Annotated in this window: 20 protein-coding genes and 1 other RNA gene; 3 read left to right on the forward strand and 18 right to left on the reverse strand. The window is 50.9% G+C overall.

Annotation, left to right across the window (positions count from 1 at the left end):
- Positions 1 to 291: 291 nt before the first annotated feature.
- The 14 genes from WFK81_RS29425 to rpoE all read right to left on the reverse strand — a co-directional run bounded on the left by WFK81_RS29425 (position 292) and on the right by rpoE (position 12,586).
- Entirely contained in the window at positions 292 to 555 is a 264-nt protein-coding gene (locus WFK81_RS29425) for a pro-sigmaK processing inhibitor BofA family protein (protein WP_336790836.1), read from the reverse strand.
- The gene (locus WFK81_RS29430) at positions 552 to 869 is read right to left on the reverse strand and encodes a DUF2508 family protein (protein WP_336790838.1); all 318 of its coding nucleotides are present in this window, start codon (positions 867 to 869) and stop codon (positions 552 to 554) included. Before WFK81_RS29430 ends, WFK81_RS29425 begins: the two co-directional genes overlap by 4 nt.
- Positions 870 to 1,016: 147 nt before the next feature.
- Positions 1,017 to 1,616 (reverse strand): recombination mediator RecR, encoded by a 600-nt coding sequence (gene recR / locus WFK81_RS29435; protein ID WP_127497867.1) that lies wholly within the window; start codon positions 1,614 to 1,616, stop codon positions 1,017 to 1,019.
- Between the two features lie 101 nt (positions 1,617 to 1,717).
- Positions 1,718 to 2,029 (reverse strand): YbaB/EbfC family nucleoid-associated protein, encoded by a 312-nt coding sequence (locus tag WFK81_RS29440; RefSeq protein ID WP_132312425.1) that lies wholly within the window; start codon positions 2,027 to 2,029, stop codon positions 1,718 to 1,720.
- A gap of 23 nt (positions 2,030 to 2,052) precedes the next feature.
- The gene (gene dnaX / locus WFK81_RS29445; RefSeq protein WP_336790841.1) at positions 2,053 to 3,831 is read right to left on the reverse strand and encodes a DNA polymerase III subunit gamma/tau; all 1,779 of its coding nucleotides are present in this window, start codon (positions 3,829 to 3,831) and stop codon (positions 2,053 to 2,055) included.
- A 154-nt stretch (positions 3,832 to 3,985) separates the two neighbouring features.
- Positions 3,986 to 4,253, reverse strand: an RNA gene (gene ffs / locus WFK81_RS29450) — signal recognition particle sRNA large type.
- Positions 4,254 to 4,314: 61 nt separating this feature from the next.
- On the reverse strand, positions 4,315 to 4,749 hold the full coding sequence (locus tag WFK81_RS29455; RefSeq protein ID WP_336790843.1) for a hypothetical protein: 435 nt from the start codon (positions 4,747 to 4,749) through the stop codon (positions 4,315 to 4,317).
- A gap of 75 nt (positions 4,750 to 4,824) precedes the next feature.
- Positions 4,825 to 5,022 (reverse strand): 50S ribosomal protein L31, encoded by a 198-nt coding sequence (rpmE, locus tag WFK81_RS29460; RefSeq protein WP_012772144.1) that lies wholly within the window; start codon positions 5,020 to 5,022, stop codon positions 4,825 to 4,827.
- Positions 5,023 to 5,131: 109 nt separating this feature from the next.
- Complete coding sequence (locus tag WFK81_RS29465; RefSeq protein ID WP_336790845.1) at positions 5,132 to 6,385, reverse strand: radical SAM protein; 1,254 nt, start codon at positions 6,383 to 6,385, stop codon at positions 5,132 to 5,134.
- Between the two features lie 24 nt (positions 6,386 to 6,409).
- Positions 6,410 to 7,774: a transcription termination factor Rho gene (gene rho / locus WFK81_RS29470; protein ID WP_336790847.1), complete on the reverse strand. Its 1,365-nt coding sequence runs from the start codon at positions 7,772 to 7,774 to the stop codon at positions 6,410 to 6,412.
- Positions 7,775 to 7,894: 120 nt separating this feature from the next.
- Positions 7,895 to 9,148: a UDP-N-acetylglucosamine 1-carboxyvinyltransferase gene (locus WFK81_RS29475; protein ID WP_336790848.1), complete on the reverse strand. Its 1,254-nt coding sequence runs from the start codon at positions 9,146 to 9,148 to the stop codon at positions 7,895 to 7,897.
- 331 nt (positions 9,149 to 9,479) lie between these two features.
- Positions 9,480 to 9,878, reverse strand: coding sequence for a response regulator (locus tag WFK81_RS29480; RefSeq protein WP_012772140.1), 399 nt, complete (start codon positions 9,876 to 9,878; stop codon positions 9,480 to 9,482).
- Between the two features lie 133 nt (positions 9,879 to 10,011).
- Complete coding sequence (locus WFK81_RS29485) at positions 10,012 to 11,616, reverse strand: CTP synthase (RefSeq protein ID WP_336790849.1); 1,605 nt, start codon at positions 11,614 to 11,616, stop codon at positions 10,012 to 10,014.
- A gap of 385 nt (positions 11,617 to 12,001) precedes the next feature.
- A complete protein-coding gene (gene rpoE, locus WFK81_RS29490) occupies positions 12,002 to 12,586 on the reverse strand; it encodes a DNA-directed RNA polymerase subunit delta (RefSeq protein WP_442956110.1) in 585 nt (194 codons plus the stop codon).
- Between the two features lie 370 nt (positions 12,587 to 12,956).
- Between rpoE and WFK81_RS29495 the strand changes: the two genes are divergently transcribed.
- Positions 12,957 to 14,087, forward strand: coding sequence for a S8 family peptidase (locus WFK81_RS29495; RefSeq protein WP_336790850.1), 1,131 nt, complete (start codon positions 12,957 to 12,959; stop codon positions 14,085 to 14,087).
- Between the two features lie 477 nt (positions 14,088 to 14,564).
- Here the strand turns inward: WFK81_RS29495 and argS are convergent, their stop codons facing one another.
- The 4 genes from argS to speE all read right to left on the reverse strand — a co-directional run bounded on the left by argS (position 14,565) and on the right by speE (position 18,353).
- On the reverse strand, positions 14,565 to 16,244 hold the full coding sequence (gene argS, locus WFK81_RS29500; RefSeq protein ID WP_336790852.1) for an arginine--tRNA ligase: 1,680 nt from the start codon (positions 16,242 to 16,244) through the stop codon (positions 14,565 to 14,567).
- Positions 16,241 to 16,687: a DUF1934 domain-containing protein gene (locus WFK81_RS29505; RefSeq protein WP_336790854.1), complete on the reverse strand. Its 447-nt coding sequence runs from the start codon at positions 16,685 to 16,687 to the stop codon at positions 16,241 to 16,243. Before WFK81_RS29505 ends, argS begins: the two co-directional genes overlap by 4 nt.
- 79 nt (positions 16,688 to 16,766) lie before the next feature.
- The gene (locus WFK81_RS29510; RefSeq protein WP_336790856.1) at positions 16,767 to 17,306 is read right to left on the reverse strand and encodes a DNA-deoxyinosine glycosylase; all 540 of its coding nucleotides are present in this window, start codon (positions 17,304 to 17,306) and stop codon (positions 16,767 to 16,769) included.
- Between the two features lie 219 nt (positions 17,307 to 17,525).
- Complete coding sequence (gene speE, locus WFK81_RS29515) at positions 17,526 to 18,353, reverse strand: polyamine aminopropyltransferase (protein ID WP_132312458.1); 828 nt, start codon at positions 18,351 to 18,353, stop codon at positions 17,526 to 17,528.
- A 151-nt stretch (positions 18,354 to 18,504) separates the two neighbouring features.
- Here speE and WFK81_RS29520 point away from each other — a divergent pair, with 151 nt between their 5' ends.
- Positions 18,505 to 20,598 (forward strand): transglycosylase domain-containing protein, encoded by a 2,094-nt coding sequence (locus tag WFK81_RS29520; protein ID WP_336790858.1) that lies wholly within the window; start codon positions 18,505 to 18,507, stop codon positions 20,596 to 20,598.
- A 127-nt stretch (positions 20,599 to 20,725) separates the two neighbouring features.
- A complete protein-coding gene (locus WFK81_RS29525; protein WP_336790859.1) occupies positions 20,726 to 21,034 on the forward strand; it encodes a hypothetical protein in 309 nt (102 codons plus the stop codon).
- Positions 21,035 to 21,122 lie beyond the last annotated feature (88 nt).

The raw sequence follows: 21,122 nt of genomic DNA on the forward strand, positions 1-21,122 counted from the left end.
ACTCTCCATTAAAGTGTTTGACTTGCTCATTCATTTAAAAAATCGCTTTTCCGTTATAAATAACGGGGCAGTTTCGCTCGTTGTTCAGTTTTCAAAGAACAATTTGTTTTTTCGTTCATCGCCTTGTTTCTCAGCGGCGACTTTTATAATATATCACATTCGCCTAGATGATTGCAAGTACTTTTTTTAAAAACTTTTTCGAAGCTTTTATTTCCTTGCACTTGGCGCGAGAAGTAATATACCATGAATCATTCCGTAAGGTCAACCCTTCGTCCAAAAAACTTTAAGGGTTCAGACAATAAAGTACTGAACCCCGGCGATTAGCGCGATTCCAGGCACTCCAAGCACGACAACAGTACCTATTGTAACCGGATTTAGCGGTATATATATATTAGGGATAAGTCCGGAGAAATTTAACACATACAGGACTGCAGCTGCCAGTACAATGTGGATAGCAAAATTGCGAAGCAACGTCCACGAGAGCTTCTGCCTTACAAGCACGCCAACAAGCGCGACCGAGGATAAGATCAGCATCGCCAGCCATAATGTTTTCATTGCAATCCCCCTCTCCATTCCGGCCATACCTTGCAAGTCCGCTTGGCAATCCGAATAAGCATCTCGTACCGCTTTTCCGCCGTGATCAACGCGTAGATGGCATAATCAATTTGATCTTCGCCAAGGGCAACGTTGAAGAACCGGGTTGCATTCACCCACTCTTTATGGGCTTCATCAATCTCCGCCCGCAAATGTTCTCTCCATTCAGCCGTATCCTGTTCCGGTACGGGTTGATATTGAGTCTTCATCATTTCCAATCCGCCGGTATGCTTGCTTTCACTCGGCTGCTTTATCTCCCGCCATAAGTTCGCCACTGCGCTTCGCCTCCTCTGCTCGCCCATCTGGGACAAGACATTTTCTATATATGTATAGAGGCTTGGACAGCTATTTAGAACGCATGTATCTCAAAACAAGAACCGTTTCCCCAAATCGGGAAAACGGCTCTTGTTTCGTATATTAAGTTAGCTCAGCTCTCTGCGTCCTTCAAGCGCTTTGGACAAGGTAACCTCATCGGCATATTCAAGGTCGCCGCCAACCGGCAGGCCGTGGGCAATCCGCGTAACACGTATACCAAACGGTTTGACAAGCCTCGAGATATACATCGCGGTCGCTTCGCCTTCAATATTCGGATTCGTCGCCAGGATCAGCTCCTGCACGCGTTCATCGCTCAAACGGCGGAGCAGCTCCGCAATCTTGATCTGATCCGGTCCAATACCCTCAATAGGGGAAATGGCACCCTGAAGCACGTGGTAATGTCCTTGAAATTCCTTCGTCCGTTCCATGGCCACAAGGTCCTTCGATTCCTGGACCACGCAAATAACGGAGTTATCGCGCGTTTTATCCTGGCAAATCCGGCATGGATCGGTATCGGTAATATTGCAGCAGACGGAGCAGTACGTCAGATTTCGCTTAACGCTGACAAGCGCTTTTGCGAAATCAATGACATCATCTTCTTTCATGCGAAGCACATGAAAAGCCAATCTTGCGGCTGTCTTCGGTCCAACGCCCGGAAGCCGCGTAAAGGCATCAATCAGCTTCGCTATCGGTTCGGGATAAAACAAAACGCGCAGCCCCTTTCAAGCCCCCAGCTTAAACGGCTGACGCCGCCCTTGCGGCGGCGTCAGCGTGCAGCTTTTATATGTTATATAGACAGCAATTCAACCTAGAACAAACCTGGAATTTTCATGCCGCCAGTGAATTTGCCCATATCCTGGTTCGCAATTTCGTCTACTTTTGCCAGCACGTCATTAACGGCTGTCAAAACAAGGTCTTGCAGCATTTCAACATCATCCGGATCCACCGCTTCAGGTTTGATCGCGATGCTAAGGATTTTCTTGTGGCCGTTCGCTACCACGGTTACAACGCCGCCGCCAGCCGTACCTTCAACCGTTTTGTTCACAAGCTCTTCTTGAGCTTTCATCATTTGCTCTTGCATTTTCTTCACTTGCTTCATCATTTGGTTCATGTTATTCATGACTTATCACCTCATCGTAATAGTTAATTATCTTCTTTAATTACAACTAAGTCTTCACCAAAAAGCTTAACAGCTTCCTCTACCCATTGTGGACGCTGCTCCTCCCCGGTGTCAATCGCATCCGGCTGCAATTCCAGCGTTTCGCCTTCCTGCTCGCCTGAGCGGCTGGCCGCATTCTGCCATTCCTTCAGCATGCAGGTTGCAAGCTTGACCGGATTGCCGAATACGTCCTGCATCACCCGTTCGATAATTTCCCGGTGTGCCGGCCGCTCCGTGGTTTCCCGGTGCATCGTATTCTTGAAGGCAACAAGAATCGTAGAATCCGTTGCGGCTACCGGTTCGCCGTCAACGAGCCAGGCGTGAACGGTAATTCTCGCTTCCTTTACCCGGTGAAGCACTTCGTTCCACTTCATCCGAACTTGCCCTGTGCCAGGACTGCCGGCTGCGGCAACAAACGGATCAAGCTTGACGGTAGAGCGGCTGACCGCAGCTCCGCTGCCGCCAAAGCCGCCGCGCCGCGACTGGCTCGCAGGCTGTCGGACCCCGCCGCCATCACCCGCTCCGGCACCTGAACCAGCAGCACCGCCATTTTGAATAAGCTGCTCCAGTTTTCGCTCAAGGATCTCTACCTGCTGGCGAAGTCGCTGCACTTCAGCCGATGCGGCGGGCGGGGAAGACGCTGCGGCACCGCCGCCGCTACCCGCACCAACAACACCCTCGTTACCGATTGTACAAATTTTCATCAAAGCTACTTCAAACAGCGTCTGCGGCTGCGAAGCATGCTTCATATCCGATTGGTACCCATTAAGCGTATCGATCATCTTAAATAACCGCTCGGAGCTAAAAGCATCGGCCATCCCGCGGAACCGCTCGGCGTCAACCACCCGTTCCGTTACAGCACCCTGAGGAGCTAGCTTTAATACAAGCAGATCACGGAAATAGAAGATTAGATTCTCCATGCATTTGTCCGCGCTTTTCCCGGCCTGCGTCAATCCCTCTACCAGCGGCATGATTGCTGCGACATTACGATCCCGGATTGCCTCTGCCAGCGCATAGAACTGATCCGCCGCCATGCCTCCCGTTACGTCAACAGCACCGTCAAGAGTAATTCTCGACCCGCCAAAAGCAGCTACCTGCTCAAGCAAGCTAATCGCATCGCGCATCCCGCCTTCGGATAAACGGGCAATATAAGCGATCGCGTCCTCTTCCGCTTCAATGCCTTCTTCCCGGCAAATTTCAAGCAACCGTTCCGATTGTTCTTCCAGCGAGACTTGCCGAAAGTCGAATCTTTGACACCGCGAAATAATCGTAGCCGGAAGCTTATGAGGCTCCGTAGTCGCCAAAATAAAGATGACATGCCCAGGCGGCTCCTCTAACGTCTTGAGGAGCGCATTAAACGCCTCGGACGTCAACATATGGACTTCATCAATAATATACACTTTATACCGAACTTCAGACGGGGCGTAACGGACTTTGTCTCTAATGTCCCGTATTTCGTCAATACCCCGGTTGGACGCCGCGTCAATCTCGACAACGTCCATAACATGACCGGCTGTTATGCCGCGGCATGCATCGCATTCGTTACAAGGCTCTTCTGCAGGGCCCCGTTCGCAGTTAACCGCTTTCGCCAATACCTTGGCCGCCGTTGTTTTCCCCGTTCCCCGGGGACCATTAAATAAATAGGCGTGCGAAACACGATTCTCTCGAATCGCATTTTGCAGCGTTTGTATAATATGCCGTTGTCCAACCATATCCTGGAACGTCTGCGGACGCCAGGCACGATATAATGCAATATGACTCACGCGTTTACGTTCCCTTCCGCTTGCTCATTCTTGTTCTCTATTATACATCATGATGTCTATAAGCAAAACAAAAACACCTGCATTCATGGCATCTGCTTCTTCAAAACAGATCCATATCGCTGGTGTCCTTCACTCAAGCTATGAAAATGATGAACCGTGCACCTGCCCTCGATAACATGCGATCCAGGCGGCACTCTTGCGTCTCAGCTCGGGTCAGGCACTCCCCCGGCACATGAACTAACTTGCTTATGGCTGCTTCCTTCCGGACCTGACCAGGTTCACAAGCGTCCATTGCGGAGGACCCAACCGTCAACGCTGATTGCAAGCGCCAAACCCTGCATCACATAACCTAAAGCAGGAATTCAACCTCGCTAAAGCGGATTGCGAGTTACAGGGCACCGCTAACTCCCCATCTAGCACGGCAAAACTAAGTATAGCCCATCCAAACGCAAAGCGCAACCGTATGATATTGGCAGCCCTGAATTAACGGGACGCCTTCACTTTAACATGATAGCGCGGCATGTTAAGCTGGACAGCTTGCTCCGTCTTTGCCCGGAGTGCCTCGAGCTGGGCATCCGTCAAATTGGAAGCAGCCTTGATATGAACGGTAAGATCCCCGCCATTAAACGCGACACGGCTGCTTTTAATCCCTTCAATCGGCTGCAGCACCCGATTTATAAGCTTCCTGTCCGTATCGTAATTAAGGAATGTCTTGTTATTAGGCAGATTCGGATTGCTGTTGGAGTAGCCCATATAGCCGTCATGGCCATAGGTTTCCATCTTGCCGTCATTCGTCCGGTGACCATCGTTCACGCCGTCGGCAGCGCAGCCCGTTAAACCAGCGATGACCAAAGCAGGAATCGCAAATCCCATAAATATTAAGCGCAGCTTGCGGCGCAGCATCTTTTTGGTAAGCAATCAAAAAACCTCCCTTTAACCATAGGATGGCTAAGGGAGGTTTTCTTATTCTGCCAAATTAAGCGGCAGATGAGATTAAATGCCGTATTTCTTTTTGAAACGATCGACGCGACCGCCTGCATCCAAGAACTTTTGCTTACCCGTGAAGAACGGGTGACATGCGGAACAAACCTCTACGCGAAGATTCGATTTAATCGAACCAGTCTCGAACGTGTTACCGCAAGCGCAAGTGATGTTGGATACGTGGTATGTCGGATGAATACCTTGTTTCATCTCGTTCACCTCTTTCTGCCCTGAACCACATGCGGGCTCAGAGTTATAAATCACACAACACGGATTATAGCACGACGATTACAAGCATGCAATGCCGATGTTTTGCCAGCTACTTGCGTGCCGCTGCCGGCGGAAGATGCGTGTACGAGCCGATAACGACATCCGGCAGCTCTTCCCGGAAGATTTCAAGCATCTGCTTCATCCCGTAAATCTCGCCTTTGGCAGGAGGAATCAGCTGCAAATAGCTCTCCGGGTCAATATTAAGGTTGCGCATTTGAATAAGCTTAAGTCCGGTCCGCTTCGCAAATCCGATCATCGCTTCGATCTCTTCCTCACGGTCGGTTACCCCGGGGAAGATCAAGTAGTTGATGGATGTGTATACCCCTTTATCGGTCGCGTACTTCAAGGATTTCTCCACATTGGCAAGCGTATATGCACGCGGCTTGTAGTAAGCATTGTAATGCTCGTCAATGGCGCTGATCGTGCTGACGCGCATCAGGTCAAGACCCGCGTCAACGATTGCGCGCATAAAGTCAGTGAGCCCCGCGTTCGTATTAATATTAATATAGCCCTGGTTTGTTTGGCTTCTGACGATCTTCATCGCTTCCACGATGATTTTGGCCTGCGTGGAAGGCTCGCCTTCGCACCCTTGGCCAAAGCTGATGATCGATTCCGGCGTTTTCAGATGCTCCAGCATCACTTCCACGATTTCTTCCACCGTCGGCTTGAAGTTCATCCGCGTCTGAGGCGCAACAAACCCGCTGTCATCCGGCTGCTCCGAAATACAGCCGAAGCATCCCGCATTGCAAGAATAAGAAACGGGCACGCCGCCCTCCCAGCGCTGAAGGAACGTATTGGAGGAAGTTAGGCATTCGTAACCAAGCGCGCAATGCGATAAATGCTTGTACAGTCTGTTCTCCGGGTATTTGGCCGTCAGCAGCTCTACCCCTTTGCGGACATCTCCGCGGTCACAGTTAAGCGGATCCCATTTGTACGGATCGTCGCTTTGCTCCGCCGCTACATAAAAGCCGCCGTCTTTCCAAACGACAGAGGTGTAGCCAAAGAGCGGAAACTTCTCATTCTTATCGGTCTTTACATAGCTTGGCAGCGCCAGCCGGGTATAGCCCTGCGGCAGCAGAGCGCCCACGGCTTGGTAATTGCCGGAGAGCATTTTCATTTCGCCGGTATCCGGGTCCATAAAGACCGGCCGTGTATGCGGCAGCCCTACGAGCGTAGCCCCCCTTGGCAGAGGGATCAACTCGTCCTCCATTAATTCGACGATCATATCACCGCTGCGTCCAAGCGCTATATAGTCAGGATGATCAAACACATTGCCTTTCTCATCCGCGTATACGAGATTCATCTTGATGTCCTCCTTCCGGCGGCACTAGGAGCCGTGCGTGGTGCGCGGCGCCGGTCGCCTTCCGGTTGCTGCGCTGCTTTTGAGTCCCGTACCCGAAGTGCCCGTACCTGCGCTTGTCCGCTGCTGCGGGGCGGGCTTTTCTTCCGATGTGTCAAGCGACATCAGGAATTCCTCATTGGTCTTCGAATCGGCAAGCTTCTTGAGGAAGCCGTCGACGAAGTCAGGCGTATCGGTCATATTGCGGCGCACAACCCATAATTTATCCAATTCTTCTTTCGATAAAAGCATCTCTTCGCGGCGCGTACCCGATCTGCGGATATCGAGCGCCGGGAAAATGCGTCGTTCCGCAAGCTTGCGGTCGAGATGCAGCTCCATATTGCCCGTACCTTTAAATTCTTCATAAATGATATCATCCATACGCGAGCCGGTCTCGATCAGCGCAGTCGCGAGAATGGTCAGACTGCCGCCTTCTTCCACATTCCTGGCCGCGCCAAAGAAGCGCTTCGGACGATGGAAAGCCGCCGGATCAATACCGCCGCTAAGCGTACGCCCGGATGGCGGCACCACTAAGTTATAAGCACGGGCAAGACGAGTAATGCTGTCGAGCAGAATAACAACGTCTTTCTTGTGTTCTACCAGCCGCAACGCCCTCTCGAGCACCAGCTCGGCTACTTTTATATGGTTCTCAGGCACTTCATCAAAGGTCGATGCCACCACTTCGCCCTTCACGGAACGCTGCATATCCGTTACTTCCTCCGGGCGTTCATCAATAAGCAGCACAAACAACTCGATATCCGGATGATTCGTCGAAATACTGTTCGCTATTTCTTTGAGCAGCAAGGTTTTGCCCGCTTTTGGCGGCGCTACAATGAGTCCGCGTTGGCCAAGGCCAACAGGCGCAAGCAAATCCATAATTCGCGTAGAAAGTTTGGAAGATGCCGTCTCCAGCACGAGCTTTTTCTGTGGATAAAGAGGAGTTAGAGCGGGAAAATGAAGTCTTTCGGCCGCTTGCGCAGGATCGGTGCCGTTAACGGCGTTTACCTGGAGGAGGCCAAAATATTTCTCAGAGTCTTTCGGCAGCCGGCATTTGCCTGATACAAGGTCGCCGGTACGCAAGTCGAACTTTCGAATCTGGGAAGCAGAGATATAAATATCTTCTTTGCTAGGCAAATAGTTGATTGGCCGTAGGAAGCCAAAGCCTTCCGGCAATGTTTCAAGTACACCCTGCATAAACATGAGGCCGCTTTTTTCCGCTTGTGCCCGTAGTATTGCAAATATTAATTCCTTCTTCTTCAGCTGGCCGTAGTACGGTATTTGATACTGCTTCGCCAATTTGTACAACTCGGTCAGCTTCATTTCTTCGAGATCGGAGATCTGAAGATCAGTCATATTCTCACCACTTTGTATTCAGTTTTAGCTATCATTATATACCCGATTTGACGAGTTCTATTCGTCTAAACTTTCAGAAAAACGCCAAACCGGGTTGTTTCACTCATTAAAATTAAAAAATTATTCCGTTTCCCGCCAAACATCCGCGCCAAGTCTGCGCAGGTTGTCAACGAGATTGTCATAACCGCGGTCAATATATTCTACGCCGGTAATCTCCGTAATTCCTTCCTTCACGGTAAGGCCGGCAATCACAAGAGCGGCGCCCGCCCGCAGATCGGCAGCTTTTACCTTCGCCGCAAACAGCTCTCCGCCTTCAATAATCGCTGAACGGCCTTCCACGCGTATATTCGCGCCCATCCGGTTTAGCTCCGGCACATGCTTAAACCGGTTGCTGTAGACGTAGTCGCTCAAGATACTGACACCCTTGGCCTGAGCAAGCAGCGTCGTCATCGGCGACTGAAGATCGGTGGCAAAGCCCGGATAGACAAGAGCCTTCACGTCAATGGCCGAATACTCCGGTGCGCCGATAATGCGGATAGACTCGTCCATTTCCTGAACGGTTACGCCCATTTCTTCAAGCTTCGCGGTCATGGCTTCCATATGCTTTGGAATAACGTTGTCGATCGTCACGTCGCCGCGCGTTGCCGCCGCCGCAATCATGTAAGTGCCCGCTTGAATCCGGTCCGGAATAATCGAATGGCGGCAGCCGTGCATGCTGTCGACCCCTTCAATCCGGATCGTCTCCGTGCCCGCGCCTTTGATCCGCGCGCCCATTGCATTCAGAAGCGTTGCTACATCTATAATCTCAGGCTCTTTTGCCGCATTTTCAATAATCGTAGAGCCTTTGGCCCGAGAGGCCGCAAGCATTATATTAATAGTTGCTCCAACGCTGACAACGTCGAGGTAAATCTTCGCTCCCCGCAGCTCTTTGGCGTGAATCCTCATCGAGCCTTGTTCGTTAGTAACGGTAGCACCCAAAGCTTCAAAGCCTTTAATATGCTGATCGATTGGTCTCGGCTCGAAATTACAGCCGCCCGGCAATCCGATAATCGCTTCCCCAAAGCGTCCAAGCATAGCGCCCATTAAATAATAAGAAGCACGCAGCAGCTTCACTTTTCCATTAGGCATCGGTTTCGATTCAAGCCGCGAAGGATCAATCTTCATGACATCGCCCTGCCAGCTTACGACAGCTCCGAGGTCCTGCAAGATTTCGCTATATACGACAACATCGCTCAAATGGGGCAAATTGTCCAATACCACTTCTGATTCTGCCAGTATGGCAGCCGGAACCAGAGCGACGGCACTGTTCTTTGCTCCGCTTATTTGGACGGTGCCCCGCAGCGGACGTCCACCGCGTATCATCAATTTCTCCATCAAATATAGTCCTCCCGAAATGTAAGAAGAAACATAGGAAAACCGCCATATGGCGCGAGCTCATACTGACACGCTCGCCGTGATGGGCGGCTCGTTATCCCGTACTCCTATTTAGTACACTTTGCTTGTTGTCGCTTCCTTGCGAAGCGGAATTTTATCATTAATAAAAGATTAACAATGTCTATTAGACCGTTGATTCTGAGCCATTATACCATATCGGGACAGGGAATGGTATTTCTCTTACAGAAGAAGGCAAAGGGTGAGAAACCTTTAATTTTGGTCACGCAAATTAATCCTTGAAAAAGGGAATTCTCATAAAAAAAAGGGTCCCTTAGGACCCTACCGCAAAACGGTTGTTGGAATTACCGCCATGAAGCTGCATATTAACCGCAATTCGCATCTCGTCAATATCAAAAGGCTTCGTGAAATGCATAACGGCGCCAAGATCGGTCGCTTCCTTGATCATATCAAGCTCACCGTACGCGGTCATCATGATGACTTTGATATCACGGTTAATTGCCTTCACATGCTTTAAAATTTCAAGCCCGTCCATACCCGGAATCTTCATATCAAGCAGAACGAGATCAGGGTTCTCGGCTTTTACGATTTCCAATGCCAGCCTACCGTTTGAAGCTTGGAAAGTATTGTAGCCTTCACTGCTGAACACTTCCATTAGAAGCACACGGATGCCATTCTGATCATCAACGATCAATAGCTTCTTCTTCTCCAAGATATTTACCTCCCGCGACTCGACCCACAACTGGTCAACTCTTCCATAATCGTTAATATATTCGCGCGAAGAGGTACATTATCCTGCTTTTCCACTAAAAAAATTGAAACATTGGATGTCAGAACAACCGTTCTTACTGCTCGGAGTATTTCAACGCCGCACGCACAAAGCCGCGGAAGAGCGGTTGCGGACGGTTTGGACGGGATGTGAATTCCGGATGGAATTGAACCGCAAGGAACCATGGATGCTCAGGAAGCTCCACCATTTCCACCAGTCGGCCATCCGGCGAAGTACCGGAAATGCGAAGACCCGCCGATTCAATACGCTCACGGTACTCATTGTTGAATTCATACCGGTGACGGTGACGCTCGTAAACAAGCTCGTCGTTATATTCTGCAGCCGCAAGCGATCCCGGCTTCAATTTGCAAGGGTAAAGGCCAAGACGCATGGTGCCGCCCATATCCTCGATGTCTTTCTGATCCGGCAATAGGTCGATTACCGGGTAAGGCGTCGAAGGATTGATTTCCGCGCTGTTCGCGCCCGACAAGCCGGCTACGCTGCGCGCGTATTCGATAACGGCAACCTGCATGCCAAGGCAAATGCCGAAGAACGGAATTTGCTGCTCGCGGGCATAACGGATAGCCGAAACCTTGCCTTCAATACCGCGATCGCCAAAGCCGCCGGGAACAAGAATACCGTGTACGCCCTTCAGCATTTCCGCAACATTCTCGTCGTCGATCTCTTCCGCGTTTACCCAGCGGAGCTTCACTTCGGAATCCGCATCGATACCCGCATGGCCGAGAGCCTCCACGATGGACAGATAAGCGTCATGCAGCGCAACATATTTACCGACAATAGCGATTTCCGTCGTCTTATGCAGCGATTTTACGCGCTCCACAAGATCTTCCCATTGCGTCATGTCCGGCTGGTTCGTTGTAAGCTTCAGGTGATTTACTACAATATCGTCGAGACCTTGCTCGCGAAGCATAAGAGGCACTTCGTACAAAGTAGAAGCATCGATACATTCAACAACCGCGTTGGCATCGATATCGCAGAACAAACCAATCTTGCGTTTCAGGTCTTCCGACAGCGCATGCTCGGTACGGCATACGATTACGTTCGGCTGGATGCCGATGCTGCGGAGCTCTTTTACGCTATGCTGCGTAGGCTTTGTTTTCACTTCGCCCGCCGCTTTGATATATGGAATAAGCGTTACGTGGATGTACATCACGTTGTCGCGTCCGATGTCGCTTTTAATTTGACGAATGGCTTCAAGGAAAGGCAAGCTTTCGATATCGCCTACTGTACCGCCGATTTCAGTGATAACAACGTCGGAACCGGCTTCTTTGCCAGCACGGTATACGCGCTCCTTGATTTCGTTCGTAATGTGCGGGATAACCTGAACCGTTCCGCCCAGATATTCGCCGCGACGTTCTTTGGAGATAACGTTCGAATAAATTTTACCTGTCGTTACGCTGCTGTACTTCGTCAGGTTAATATCAATAAACCGTTCATAATGCCCAAGATCAAGGTCTGTTTCCGCGCCGTCGTCGGTTACGAATACTTCGCCATGCTGGTACGGACTCATCGTTCCCGGGTCAACGTTGATATAAGGATCGAACTTTTGAATCGTTACTTTCAAGCCTCTGTTCTTAAGCAGACGGCCGAGTGATGCAGCGGTAATTCCTTTGCCAAGCGATGAAACGACGCCCCCGGTTACAAAAATATATTTTGTCACTTTGCTAATACCCTCCATGCTCCTCTGGTTATGTTTAGGTTTTCCCATTTGTACAATAAACATGGATTTACAGGCTCTCTATTCCTCTGTCCAGTTTATGGATGAACAAATCAGGTTCCTGAACTTGCTTCTAACTTGCTTCTACAAACAAAAAAAGTGACACCCGTCTTCACGGGGCACTTTTCATTTGGCATATTATTATAACGTGTAGCTTGCCGGAAAAACGCGGCAAATGCTAAATCCGCAGAGGCTTGTATCCTTCAAAAACGGGAAGGTAAGCCATTGCTGCTTATGCGGTACGTTAACCGAATCTTAAAGCCCATGCAATAGTTTACTCTGCCCGTATGCGGACTGTCAAGCTTAAACACGGCAAGCTTGAGGACGATTATTTATCGTCTTCTTCATCCTCATCGTCTTCAAAATCTTCGTCTTCGGAATCTTCATCGTCAAGCTCGGCATCAGCGTCGAGTTCCTCGTCAACTTCTTCATCTTCGAGCTCTTCGTCTTCGATGCCAACTTCTTCATCCACTTCGGCTTCTTCTTCCGATTCGCTGAATTCGCGATCTTCATCGTATACGTCGTAATCCTCTTCGTCGCCGGCATACGAATCATCTTCTTCGTCTGCAAACAGATCCTCATCATCATCGTCATCGTCATTAATAATGCGCGGACGCTTAGCGCTTGTAATCGGATCTTCGTTGCGTTCAACCGGATACCAACGTTTCAGTCCCCACATGTTGCTGCCAACGCAGGCGAAACGGCCGTCAATGTTAATCTCCGTATATACTTGAGCGATTACTTGATTGATTTCATCTGCAGACAGTCCGCGAATTTTCGCAATTTCCATCATCAGGTCACGGTAGTAGTAAGGCGTATTGGCAGACTTCAGCACTTCAAACGCCAGGTCCACCATAGGCATTTCTTTCAACCGTTCAGGGTCGAGCTTCAATGCAATATTGCCGTTGCTCACATGGACACATCCTCTCTTGCTATCTTCATACTTTCGTAATCATAACCAATATCACAGTATAGTAAAACCTATTTTATTCAAAAAAGCAAGCTGTCTCCCGGCTGCTTCCCGCCTATGCAAATCTTCCCTGCAAAAAAGAAAAAAGCGAAGGGCTGTCCCCTTCGCTTTGACTGTATCCATCCGGAACACGCATGAGTAATGCTAGACCGGAGCGTAAGAGTCGCTAGAACTCTTACATCATCCTATGTCCTGAACGCCGTTTTGACACGGCTCCACGCCTAATTATCTGAAAAAAGGCAAGTTGCTCATGCGGCCTGACTCCCCGTTTCATACAATAGTTCAGCATCGTCCGTCGGGAGGGGACGCGTAATTGGACATCACCGCTTTTCTCCATTGGTTGAAGGACACGATGGCTTGCACGGGCCAAACGACAAAAAATCGGATTATCCGATTTCAGCAGCAAGGTGACTATCGACGATTTCTGCAAGAGTGGTCAGAAGCATCGACAGCATCCCCGGAACTGAAGCCGGTTAAGCAAATGCGCATCATACGTGCAATTTCTTGTAAGCTCCCTGTCGAAGTAACTTTATCCGGCTTTTCCGGCGGCGTATGGATCGAGGACGACCGCCGTATTACCGTTCACACCGCAGCCAAGACCTTGCCGCTGGAAAAAGGCATCCCCTGGGGCGTACAGCAGATTAAAGCACCGCTTGCCTGGAGCTCGACGACCGGACACCGCATCAAAATCGGCGTCATCGATACCGGCGTAGACTTTAGTCATCCCGATCTCCGCCAATCGCTGTCGCGAGGCATTAATCTGCTCAACCGCAGCATGCTGCCCCATGATGACAACGGTCACGGCACGCACATTACAGGCACAATTGCAGCCGCCAACCAGATGCATGGCATGATCGGCATTGCGCCGCGGGCACAAATTCTCCCGGTAAAAGCATTCGACCACAACGGAAGCGCCTTTGTATCCGATATTATTCTCGGCATCGATTGGTGCGTCCGCAACAGGGTCCACATTATTAACATGAGCTTTGGCATGAAAACACGCAGCAAAGCTCTCCTCAATGCGATAAACAACGCTTATAACGCCGGTGTTATCGTTGTCGCTTCCTCGGGCAACGACGGCAAACGCCGGTCGGTCGACTATCCGGCCAGATATCCGCAGACGATCTCGGTCGGGGCTACAAACAAACTGCGGCGAATCGCCCCGTTCAGCAACAGGGGTACGTTTATCGACATATACGCACCCGGCGACAAAATCTTCTCCGCTTGGCTCCGCGGCAAGTATCACGAGATGAGCGGGACTTCGATGGCTACCTCCCATGTGAGCGGGGCCATCGCTTTGCTGCTGGCTCATAAGCCGGGTTTGTCTCCCGCGGAGATTAAAGCGATCCTGAAAAAATCGTACCTGCCGCTTCGAAGCACAAAGGCTCCCCGGTATACCGGGGAGATTGACGTGATGAAGATGCTGGGGGCGGCGGACCGATGAGATGAGGGAAGGACTTTGTTTGCCGTGAGGATACTGGCGGCGAACAATGTATCTCCCTCCGGTTGCTGTTGACGCTGAGAAATTTGGAATGTACTCGTCGTAACGAGATTTCTCAGTCGTCAAAGGCAAGCGCTGCGCTCCCCCGGGAGATACATTGTCCTTGCCCGCACTCATCGGTCCTGTTAGGGACGAAAAAAAACCGCTCCATGGGAGTTCCCCGGAACGGTTTCTTTGTTTAGGACTGCACTGGATACAACGTACATAGAGCGGGTTCGCTAAAAAGCGAAATTTACTGTATTCCTTACAACGTGTGCAATAGTTACTGGGGTATGAAGCGAGGTTAGAGCTCGCTCTTGCTGAAGTTAGCGGGACGAAGCGTCCGCTCTCAAAACGCAGCAAAGCCGCCAAAGGAATTGGCGGCTTTGTTGTATTCGCTGGCGAAGCAATCGCCTGCTGCGGTAAAAACGACCGGGCGGACTACATCCGCTCCGGAGCCGATACGCCAACGAGGCGGAGCGTGTTGGCGATAACGGTGCGGACGGCGCCAAGCAGCGCGATGCGCGCCTGGGTTTGAGCCGCGTCTTCGGTAATGACGCGCTCGGCTTTGTAATAGCTGTGGAACTGCGAAGCCAGTTCATATACATAACGGATCAGGCGATGCGGCGCGTATTGAGCCGCAGCTTCCGACACTTCCTGCGGCAGCTCGCCGAGCTTGCGAAGCAGGTCGAATTCGGCTTCGGACGAGAGCTTGCCTAAGTCGATGTCGCTGATCGGCAGGAGGGCAATGCTTTGCTCCTCCGCCTGGCGGAAGATGCTGCAAATGCGGGCATGCGCATATTGCACGTAAAAGACCGGGTTCTCGTTCGAAGTCGAGATCGCAAGGTCCATATCGAAATCAAGATGCGAGTCCATGCTGCGCATCGTGAAGAAGTAACGAATGGCGTCAACGCCAACCTCGTCCATCAGATCTTGCATTGTAACGGCTTTGCCGGTTCGCTTGGACATTTTCACTTTTTCGCCGTCCTGGAACAGACTTACCATCTGGGCAATCAACACAACCAGCTTGTCCGGATCATTGCCAAGCGCAGCCATGGCAGCCTTCACGCGAGGGATATAGCCATGGTGGTCGGCGCCCCAGATATTGATCATTTTGTCGTAGCCGCGGCTGAATTTGTCTCGGTGGTAAGCGATGTCCGGCGTCAAATACGTGTAGGAGCCGTCATTTTTCACAAGAACGCGGTTCTTGTCGTCGCCGTACGGCATCGTCGATAGCCATGTAGCGCCTTCTTCCTCGTACACTTGGCCTTTGGCCTTCAGTGCTTCGAGCGCCTTTTCCACTTGACCGCTCTCATATAGCGAGGTTTCGCTGTACCAGATATCGAAGCCCACGCGGAAGCGTCCAAGGTCGCGTTTGATTTTGTCGAGTTCTTTTTCAAGACCGTATTGGCGGAAGAATGCGAAGCGCTCTTCATCAGACAGCGATAGAAGGCTGTCGCCCTTCTCTTCCGCAAGCAGCTTACCAAAACCAACGATGTCTTCGCCATGGTAGCCGTCTTCCGGCATTTGCGCGTCTTGACCAAGCGCTTGGCGGTAGCGTGCTTCAATCGAACGCGCCAGGTTGTTGACCTGGTTGCCCGCGTCATTAATATAGTACTCGCGGGTTACCTCATAACCTGCGAAGTCCAGCACGTTGCAAAGCGCATCGCCCACGGCAGCGCCGCGCGCATGGCCAAGGTGCAGGTTGCCTGTCGGATTGGCGCTGACGAATTCAACTTCCACGCGTTGGCCGGATCCATCGTTTGTGCGTCCATAGTTGTCTCCCGCAGCCGTAATCTCGCCAATAACGGAATATAAATAGCTTTTGTCTATGCGAAAGTTAATAAAGCCCGGGCCGGCAATCTCGGCCGATTGAATGCCGAACTTCTCGCCGTTCAGGTTCGCGATAATCGTCTCGGCGATTTGACGCGGGTTTTTCTTCGCCAGCTTGGTCAGCTGCATAGCCGCGTTTGTCGCCAGGTCGCCGTGCGCCTTATCCTTCGGCACCTCCAGCACAAAGGCGGGAAGCTCCTCGCGGGAAGCGAGGCCGCCTGCTACCGCGGCATCGGCTATGGCCTCCTTCACCTTCTCATACATTTGCTCCAACACGTTCGTACTCATTGTTTCTCCTCCTGTATATGGAGCCGGTTAAGGAACCGGCCCGACAAATGTTCATTCATCCATAGTTCATACTGCCACTCAATCGCGCATGGCGGTTCTGCGGAAGCCGGCTTCTCGCCGCCCTCTCCCTTAAGTTCAATAAATGCGGTTGCCGTCTCCATCTGAAACGATGTATAGGGAGAGCGGTAGTAGCCGTTTCTTCGCATTTCTCCGGGCACAAACAACTGTTCCGATTCAACGACGCCCCGGCGCGTGATCGACAGCTCGTCCTCCCGGTAACACACAAGCGTCCGAATGGGAGAAGCACTTCCCTCCACAGGCTCTTCGTACCGGATATAAACCGTCCGTTCCTTCCGGAACCATTCCCCTGAATAAGTATGTACGACGGACTCCCCATCCTGGGTGCTTGTCAGCGTAATTTTAACCGCCATTCTGTCTTGCATCGCAAAAGCTCCTATATCTCCAGTCTTCTCGTATGTTACTACTATATACAGGAAGCCCCTTAATTTCAACGATTGTGCGCTATTCCGGTAACTCCAGGTACGGAAGAATCGCCTTCCAGGCTCCAATCCGGTCCTCCAAATTGCGCATCTTTTGCGTGGGAATCGGACTTGTCGAAGGCATTTTCAAAAGGGTAAGATGCTGCAGTGCCGGATGATCGCGGTAGTATTTGCGAAACGTATCGTACGCCTTGCTTCCATTAAAAGCAAAGCATTTCAGCCCCGGATACTTGCCCACCAAAGCAGGCAGATCATTGGGTTCCTCGTTCTTGATGTTTACGTCAAGGCTGCCGGGCCGTTCGCAGGACTTAATTACGTCAAACACGGCCATATGATGATCCTGCAAAAAAGCGAGACGCTTCCCGTACTCCTCATCCGGCGTTCCGTCGCCAAACAAACCATACACCATTCCCCAAAAATAATTGCGGGGGTGACCGTAGAACTGCCGGTGTTCCAGCGACTTCACGCTTGGCGCCGTACCCAGCACCAATACGCGGGCCCGTTCGTCAATGACCGGCGGAAATGAATAGATGCGCTCCGTTTGCTCTTGTTCGGTATCCATGTACCATCCACTCCTTTTAGCTCTGCATCAAAAATCTTTATTACGTATTCTGAGCGGCCGCGTTTATAGGTGGGTTTTATCGCCAAATCGAATTACGGTTTTCAACGGTTATCAAATCTTATCAATTCTATTGTGGTAAAAAAAGAGACGCCTAATTCGCGCAGCTTATTAAAGCCGCGGGAGAAGGTCGTCTCTTCGCACGAAACGTTACTATTAATATTACTTCACGAGATCTTCAACGAATTTAGGCAGAACGAACGCCGCTTTGTGAAGGCGCGGAGTGTAGTACTTCGTTGGGATTTCAGCAATGGAAGCCTCGTCCACTTCAAGCGGATCGTACTTCTTGCTGCCCATTGTAAAGGTCCACAGACCGCTTGGGTACGTCGGGATGTTAGCGCCGTATACGCGAACGATCGGGAATACTTCCTTCACGTCTTTGTTTACGCTTTGAATCAGGTCGGCCTTGAACCAAGGGTTGTCGGTTTGAGCCACGAAGATGCCGTCTTCCTTCAACGCTTCGTAGATGCCTTGGTAGAAGCCGCGAGTGAACAGGTTAGCCGCAGGGCCAACCGGCTCCGTGGAGTCAACCATAATGACGTCGTAAGTATTTTTATGATCATGAATATGCATGAAACCGTCGTTAACGAGCACTTCAACGCGAGGGTTGTCCAACTCGCCTGCGATGGTCGGCAGGTATTTCTTCGAATACTCGATAACCTTGCCGTCGATATCGACGAGAACGGCCTTCTTCACTTTCGGATGCTTCATAATTTCACGGATAACGCCGCCGTCGCCGCCGCCTACAACAAGCACATGCTCCGGGTTCGGATGCGTGAAGAGTACCGGATGGGCTACCATTTCGTGATACACGAACTCATCTTTAACCGTAGTCATGACCATACCGTCGAGAACCAGCATGGTGCCGAATTCTTCCGTTTCGATCATATCGAGCTGTTGAAACTCAGTTTGTTCATTTACATACGTTTTTGTAATCTTCGCCGTAATGCCGAAGTTCTCGGTTTGTTTTTCTGTATACCACAATTCCATTTCGATAAATCCCTTCTTTCCGTCAATGGTTCACCATGTATTATAGTAGTTCGGGGCGAAAAATCAACCTTTTCTGCTCGCTTCCATGAATATCGCCACCTACGTTTTTCCATACTAAGGAAAAGGTCGTTCTTGCGAAGGGAGCACCATCATGAAGAAGCAGCAGATCAGGCCGGGCAAGCCGCGCCGCAAATATGCTTTTCCTATTATAACCGAACGTTTTCTTCCTCATGTTATGAGGTTCAAAAAAAGCCTGCGCTTAACCGCAGCCATTTCCTCTGTCGTCGTGCTTGGCATTGTGTCCATGCTCCTTTACTTAAAATTTCAATCTCTTCCGGTCACGTCGATCAGCCAATCCTCCCGCATGCTTGATCTGCAGGGACAGGTGATCGATACGTTCCATACCGGAGAGAATCGCAGCTCCGTACCGCTCAAAGAAATTTCCCCTTACTTGGTGGAAGCGACGCTGGCGATCGAAGACCACCGCTTCTACGAGCATAAAGGGTTTGATATGAAAGGCATGGCCCGTGCCGTTTTGGTCAACGTGGAGACGATGTCGGCCAAGCAAGGAGCCAGCACGCTGACGCAGCAGCTCGCCCGCAACCTGTATCTCACTCACGAGAAGACGTGGCAGCGCAAGCTGAAGGAAGCCATGTATACGGTCCAGCTGGAGATGAATTACTCCAAGGACGAGATTCTTGGCCTTTACCTGAATCAGATTTATTACGGTCATGGCGCCTACGGAATTGAAGCGGCTTCCCAGCTGTATTTCAAAAAGCATGCCTCGCAGTTAACGCTTGCGGAAAGCGCCATGCTGGCCGGCATTCCGAAGGGACCCAAATATTATTCGCCGTTCATGGATATGAAAAACGCGAAGGACCGGCAGCTGACCATTCTGCATGCCATGACCGAATCCGGCGACATTACGCAGGAGCAAGCGGATGCTGCTTACAAGGAAGTCCTGAACTTCCAGCCGCTTGGTTCCGGCGAACAAGCGGGCTTTGCTCCCTATTTCCGCGATTATATACGTTACATAGCCGTCGATAAGCTAGGCATCAATGAGCAGCTATTTAATGAAGGCGGCGTTACGATCTATACGACGCTGGACTCTGCCGCGCAGCGCGCCGCGGAGGATGCCGTCAAGAACGGACTGGCCGGCAGCGGGGAGCAGCAGGCGGCGCTTGTTTCTATTGACCCGCGCAACGGGTATATTAAAGCAATGGTTGGCGGACGCGACTATAAGACGAATCAATTCAACCGGGCGCTTGCCCAAACCCGCCAGCCCGGCTCCTCGTTCAAGCCGGTGCTGTATCTGACGGCGCTGCATAGCGGCTTTATGACGCCGGTCACCCGGTTCAAAAGCGAGCCGACGGCTTTTACATACGATGAGGGACGGAAGAAGTATGAACCGCACAACTATAACGACAAATATTTTAACGACTTCATTGATATGCGCACTGCGATTGCGAGCTCGGATAACATATACGCCGTGAACACCATTATGACGGTGGGCGCCGACCGCGTTATCGAGACGGCACGCAAGTTGGGCATTACAAGCCCGATGAACCCGGTTCCTTCCCTGGCGCTTGGCACCTTCCCGGTTAGTCCGCTGGAGATGGCCTCCGCTTTCTCCGTTATTGCAAATGCCGGGGTAAAAGTAGAGCCTGTCGCGATCTTGCGCATCACCGATAAGAACGGTCGTATTATATATGAAGCGGAGCGTCACGAAGAACAGGTTATTAATCCGGCAGAGGCCTATGTCATGACCAGTCTGATGGAGAGCGTGTTCGAGGGAGGCGGTACAGCGAGCCGCGTTTCTTCCATTATTAAGAGACCGGTAGCCGGCAAGACCGGGACCACCTCAACGGATGCCTGGCTGGTCGGCTATACGCCGGAACTGGCTACCGCCGTATGGGTAGGCTATGACAAGAACCGCAAGCTGACCGTAACCGAAGCGCACCGCGCGGCTCCGATCTTCGCCCAGTTTACCGAGCAGGCGCTATCTGCCATTCCGCCTAAGATCTTTCCGATTCCGGACGGCGTCGTTAACGTATATGTCGATCCGGAGAGCGGCAAGCTAGCAGCAGCCACCTGCGCGAACAAACGGCTTGAATCCTTTGTGGCGGGCACGGAGCCTACCGAGGTTTGCGGCGGACCAGCGGCGAAAGATGCCCCGGCGGACCATGCAGCCAAGGATAGCAGCGGATCCTGGTGGAGCGATCTGAAGCGCTGGTGGAAGAATTAGCATCTCTTGGAATTAAAATTTGTCCGAAATATGATCAAAAAGTGAAATTTCTTTGAACAAACGCCATATACTGTGGTATAGTAGAACCAAGAAGTAAGCACTTACAAACTTTATGGGAGTGTTTCAGATGGCTACGAAAACTGCAACGGTAAGCAATGTAAAGTCGGATTCGGAAGTAACAGCTGCAAGCGTGAAACGTCTCGTTACTCTAATGACTATATTTGCATGGACATGTTTGACAGTAGGTGTGTTGTTATGCCTAATCAAAATCAGCCACTTTAGTGATAAGAATACAACTCTGATGATTGGTGTCGGTTGCCTTGTCGGCAGCGTATTTATTTACACCATCGGCACAGCTATAGGTCTGGTCCATGCAAGAATCCATCAGGCAAAAGAAGACGAACAAAACGATGACCCATCCAAACCTATTTTGTGAAGTCAAATCTGCTTTTTAAAGAGCCGCCTTTTCGTCAATATTGACGGGAGGCGGCTTTTTTGTGTTTTATTTCCAAGGAAAAAAGGCA

The sequence above is a fragment of the Paenibacillus sp. MMO-177 genome (assembly GCF_037147795.1).
Classification (GTDB): Bacteria; Bacillota; Bacilli; order Paenibacillales; family Paenibacillaceae; genus Pristimantibacillus.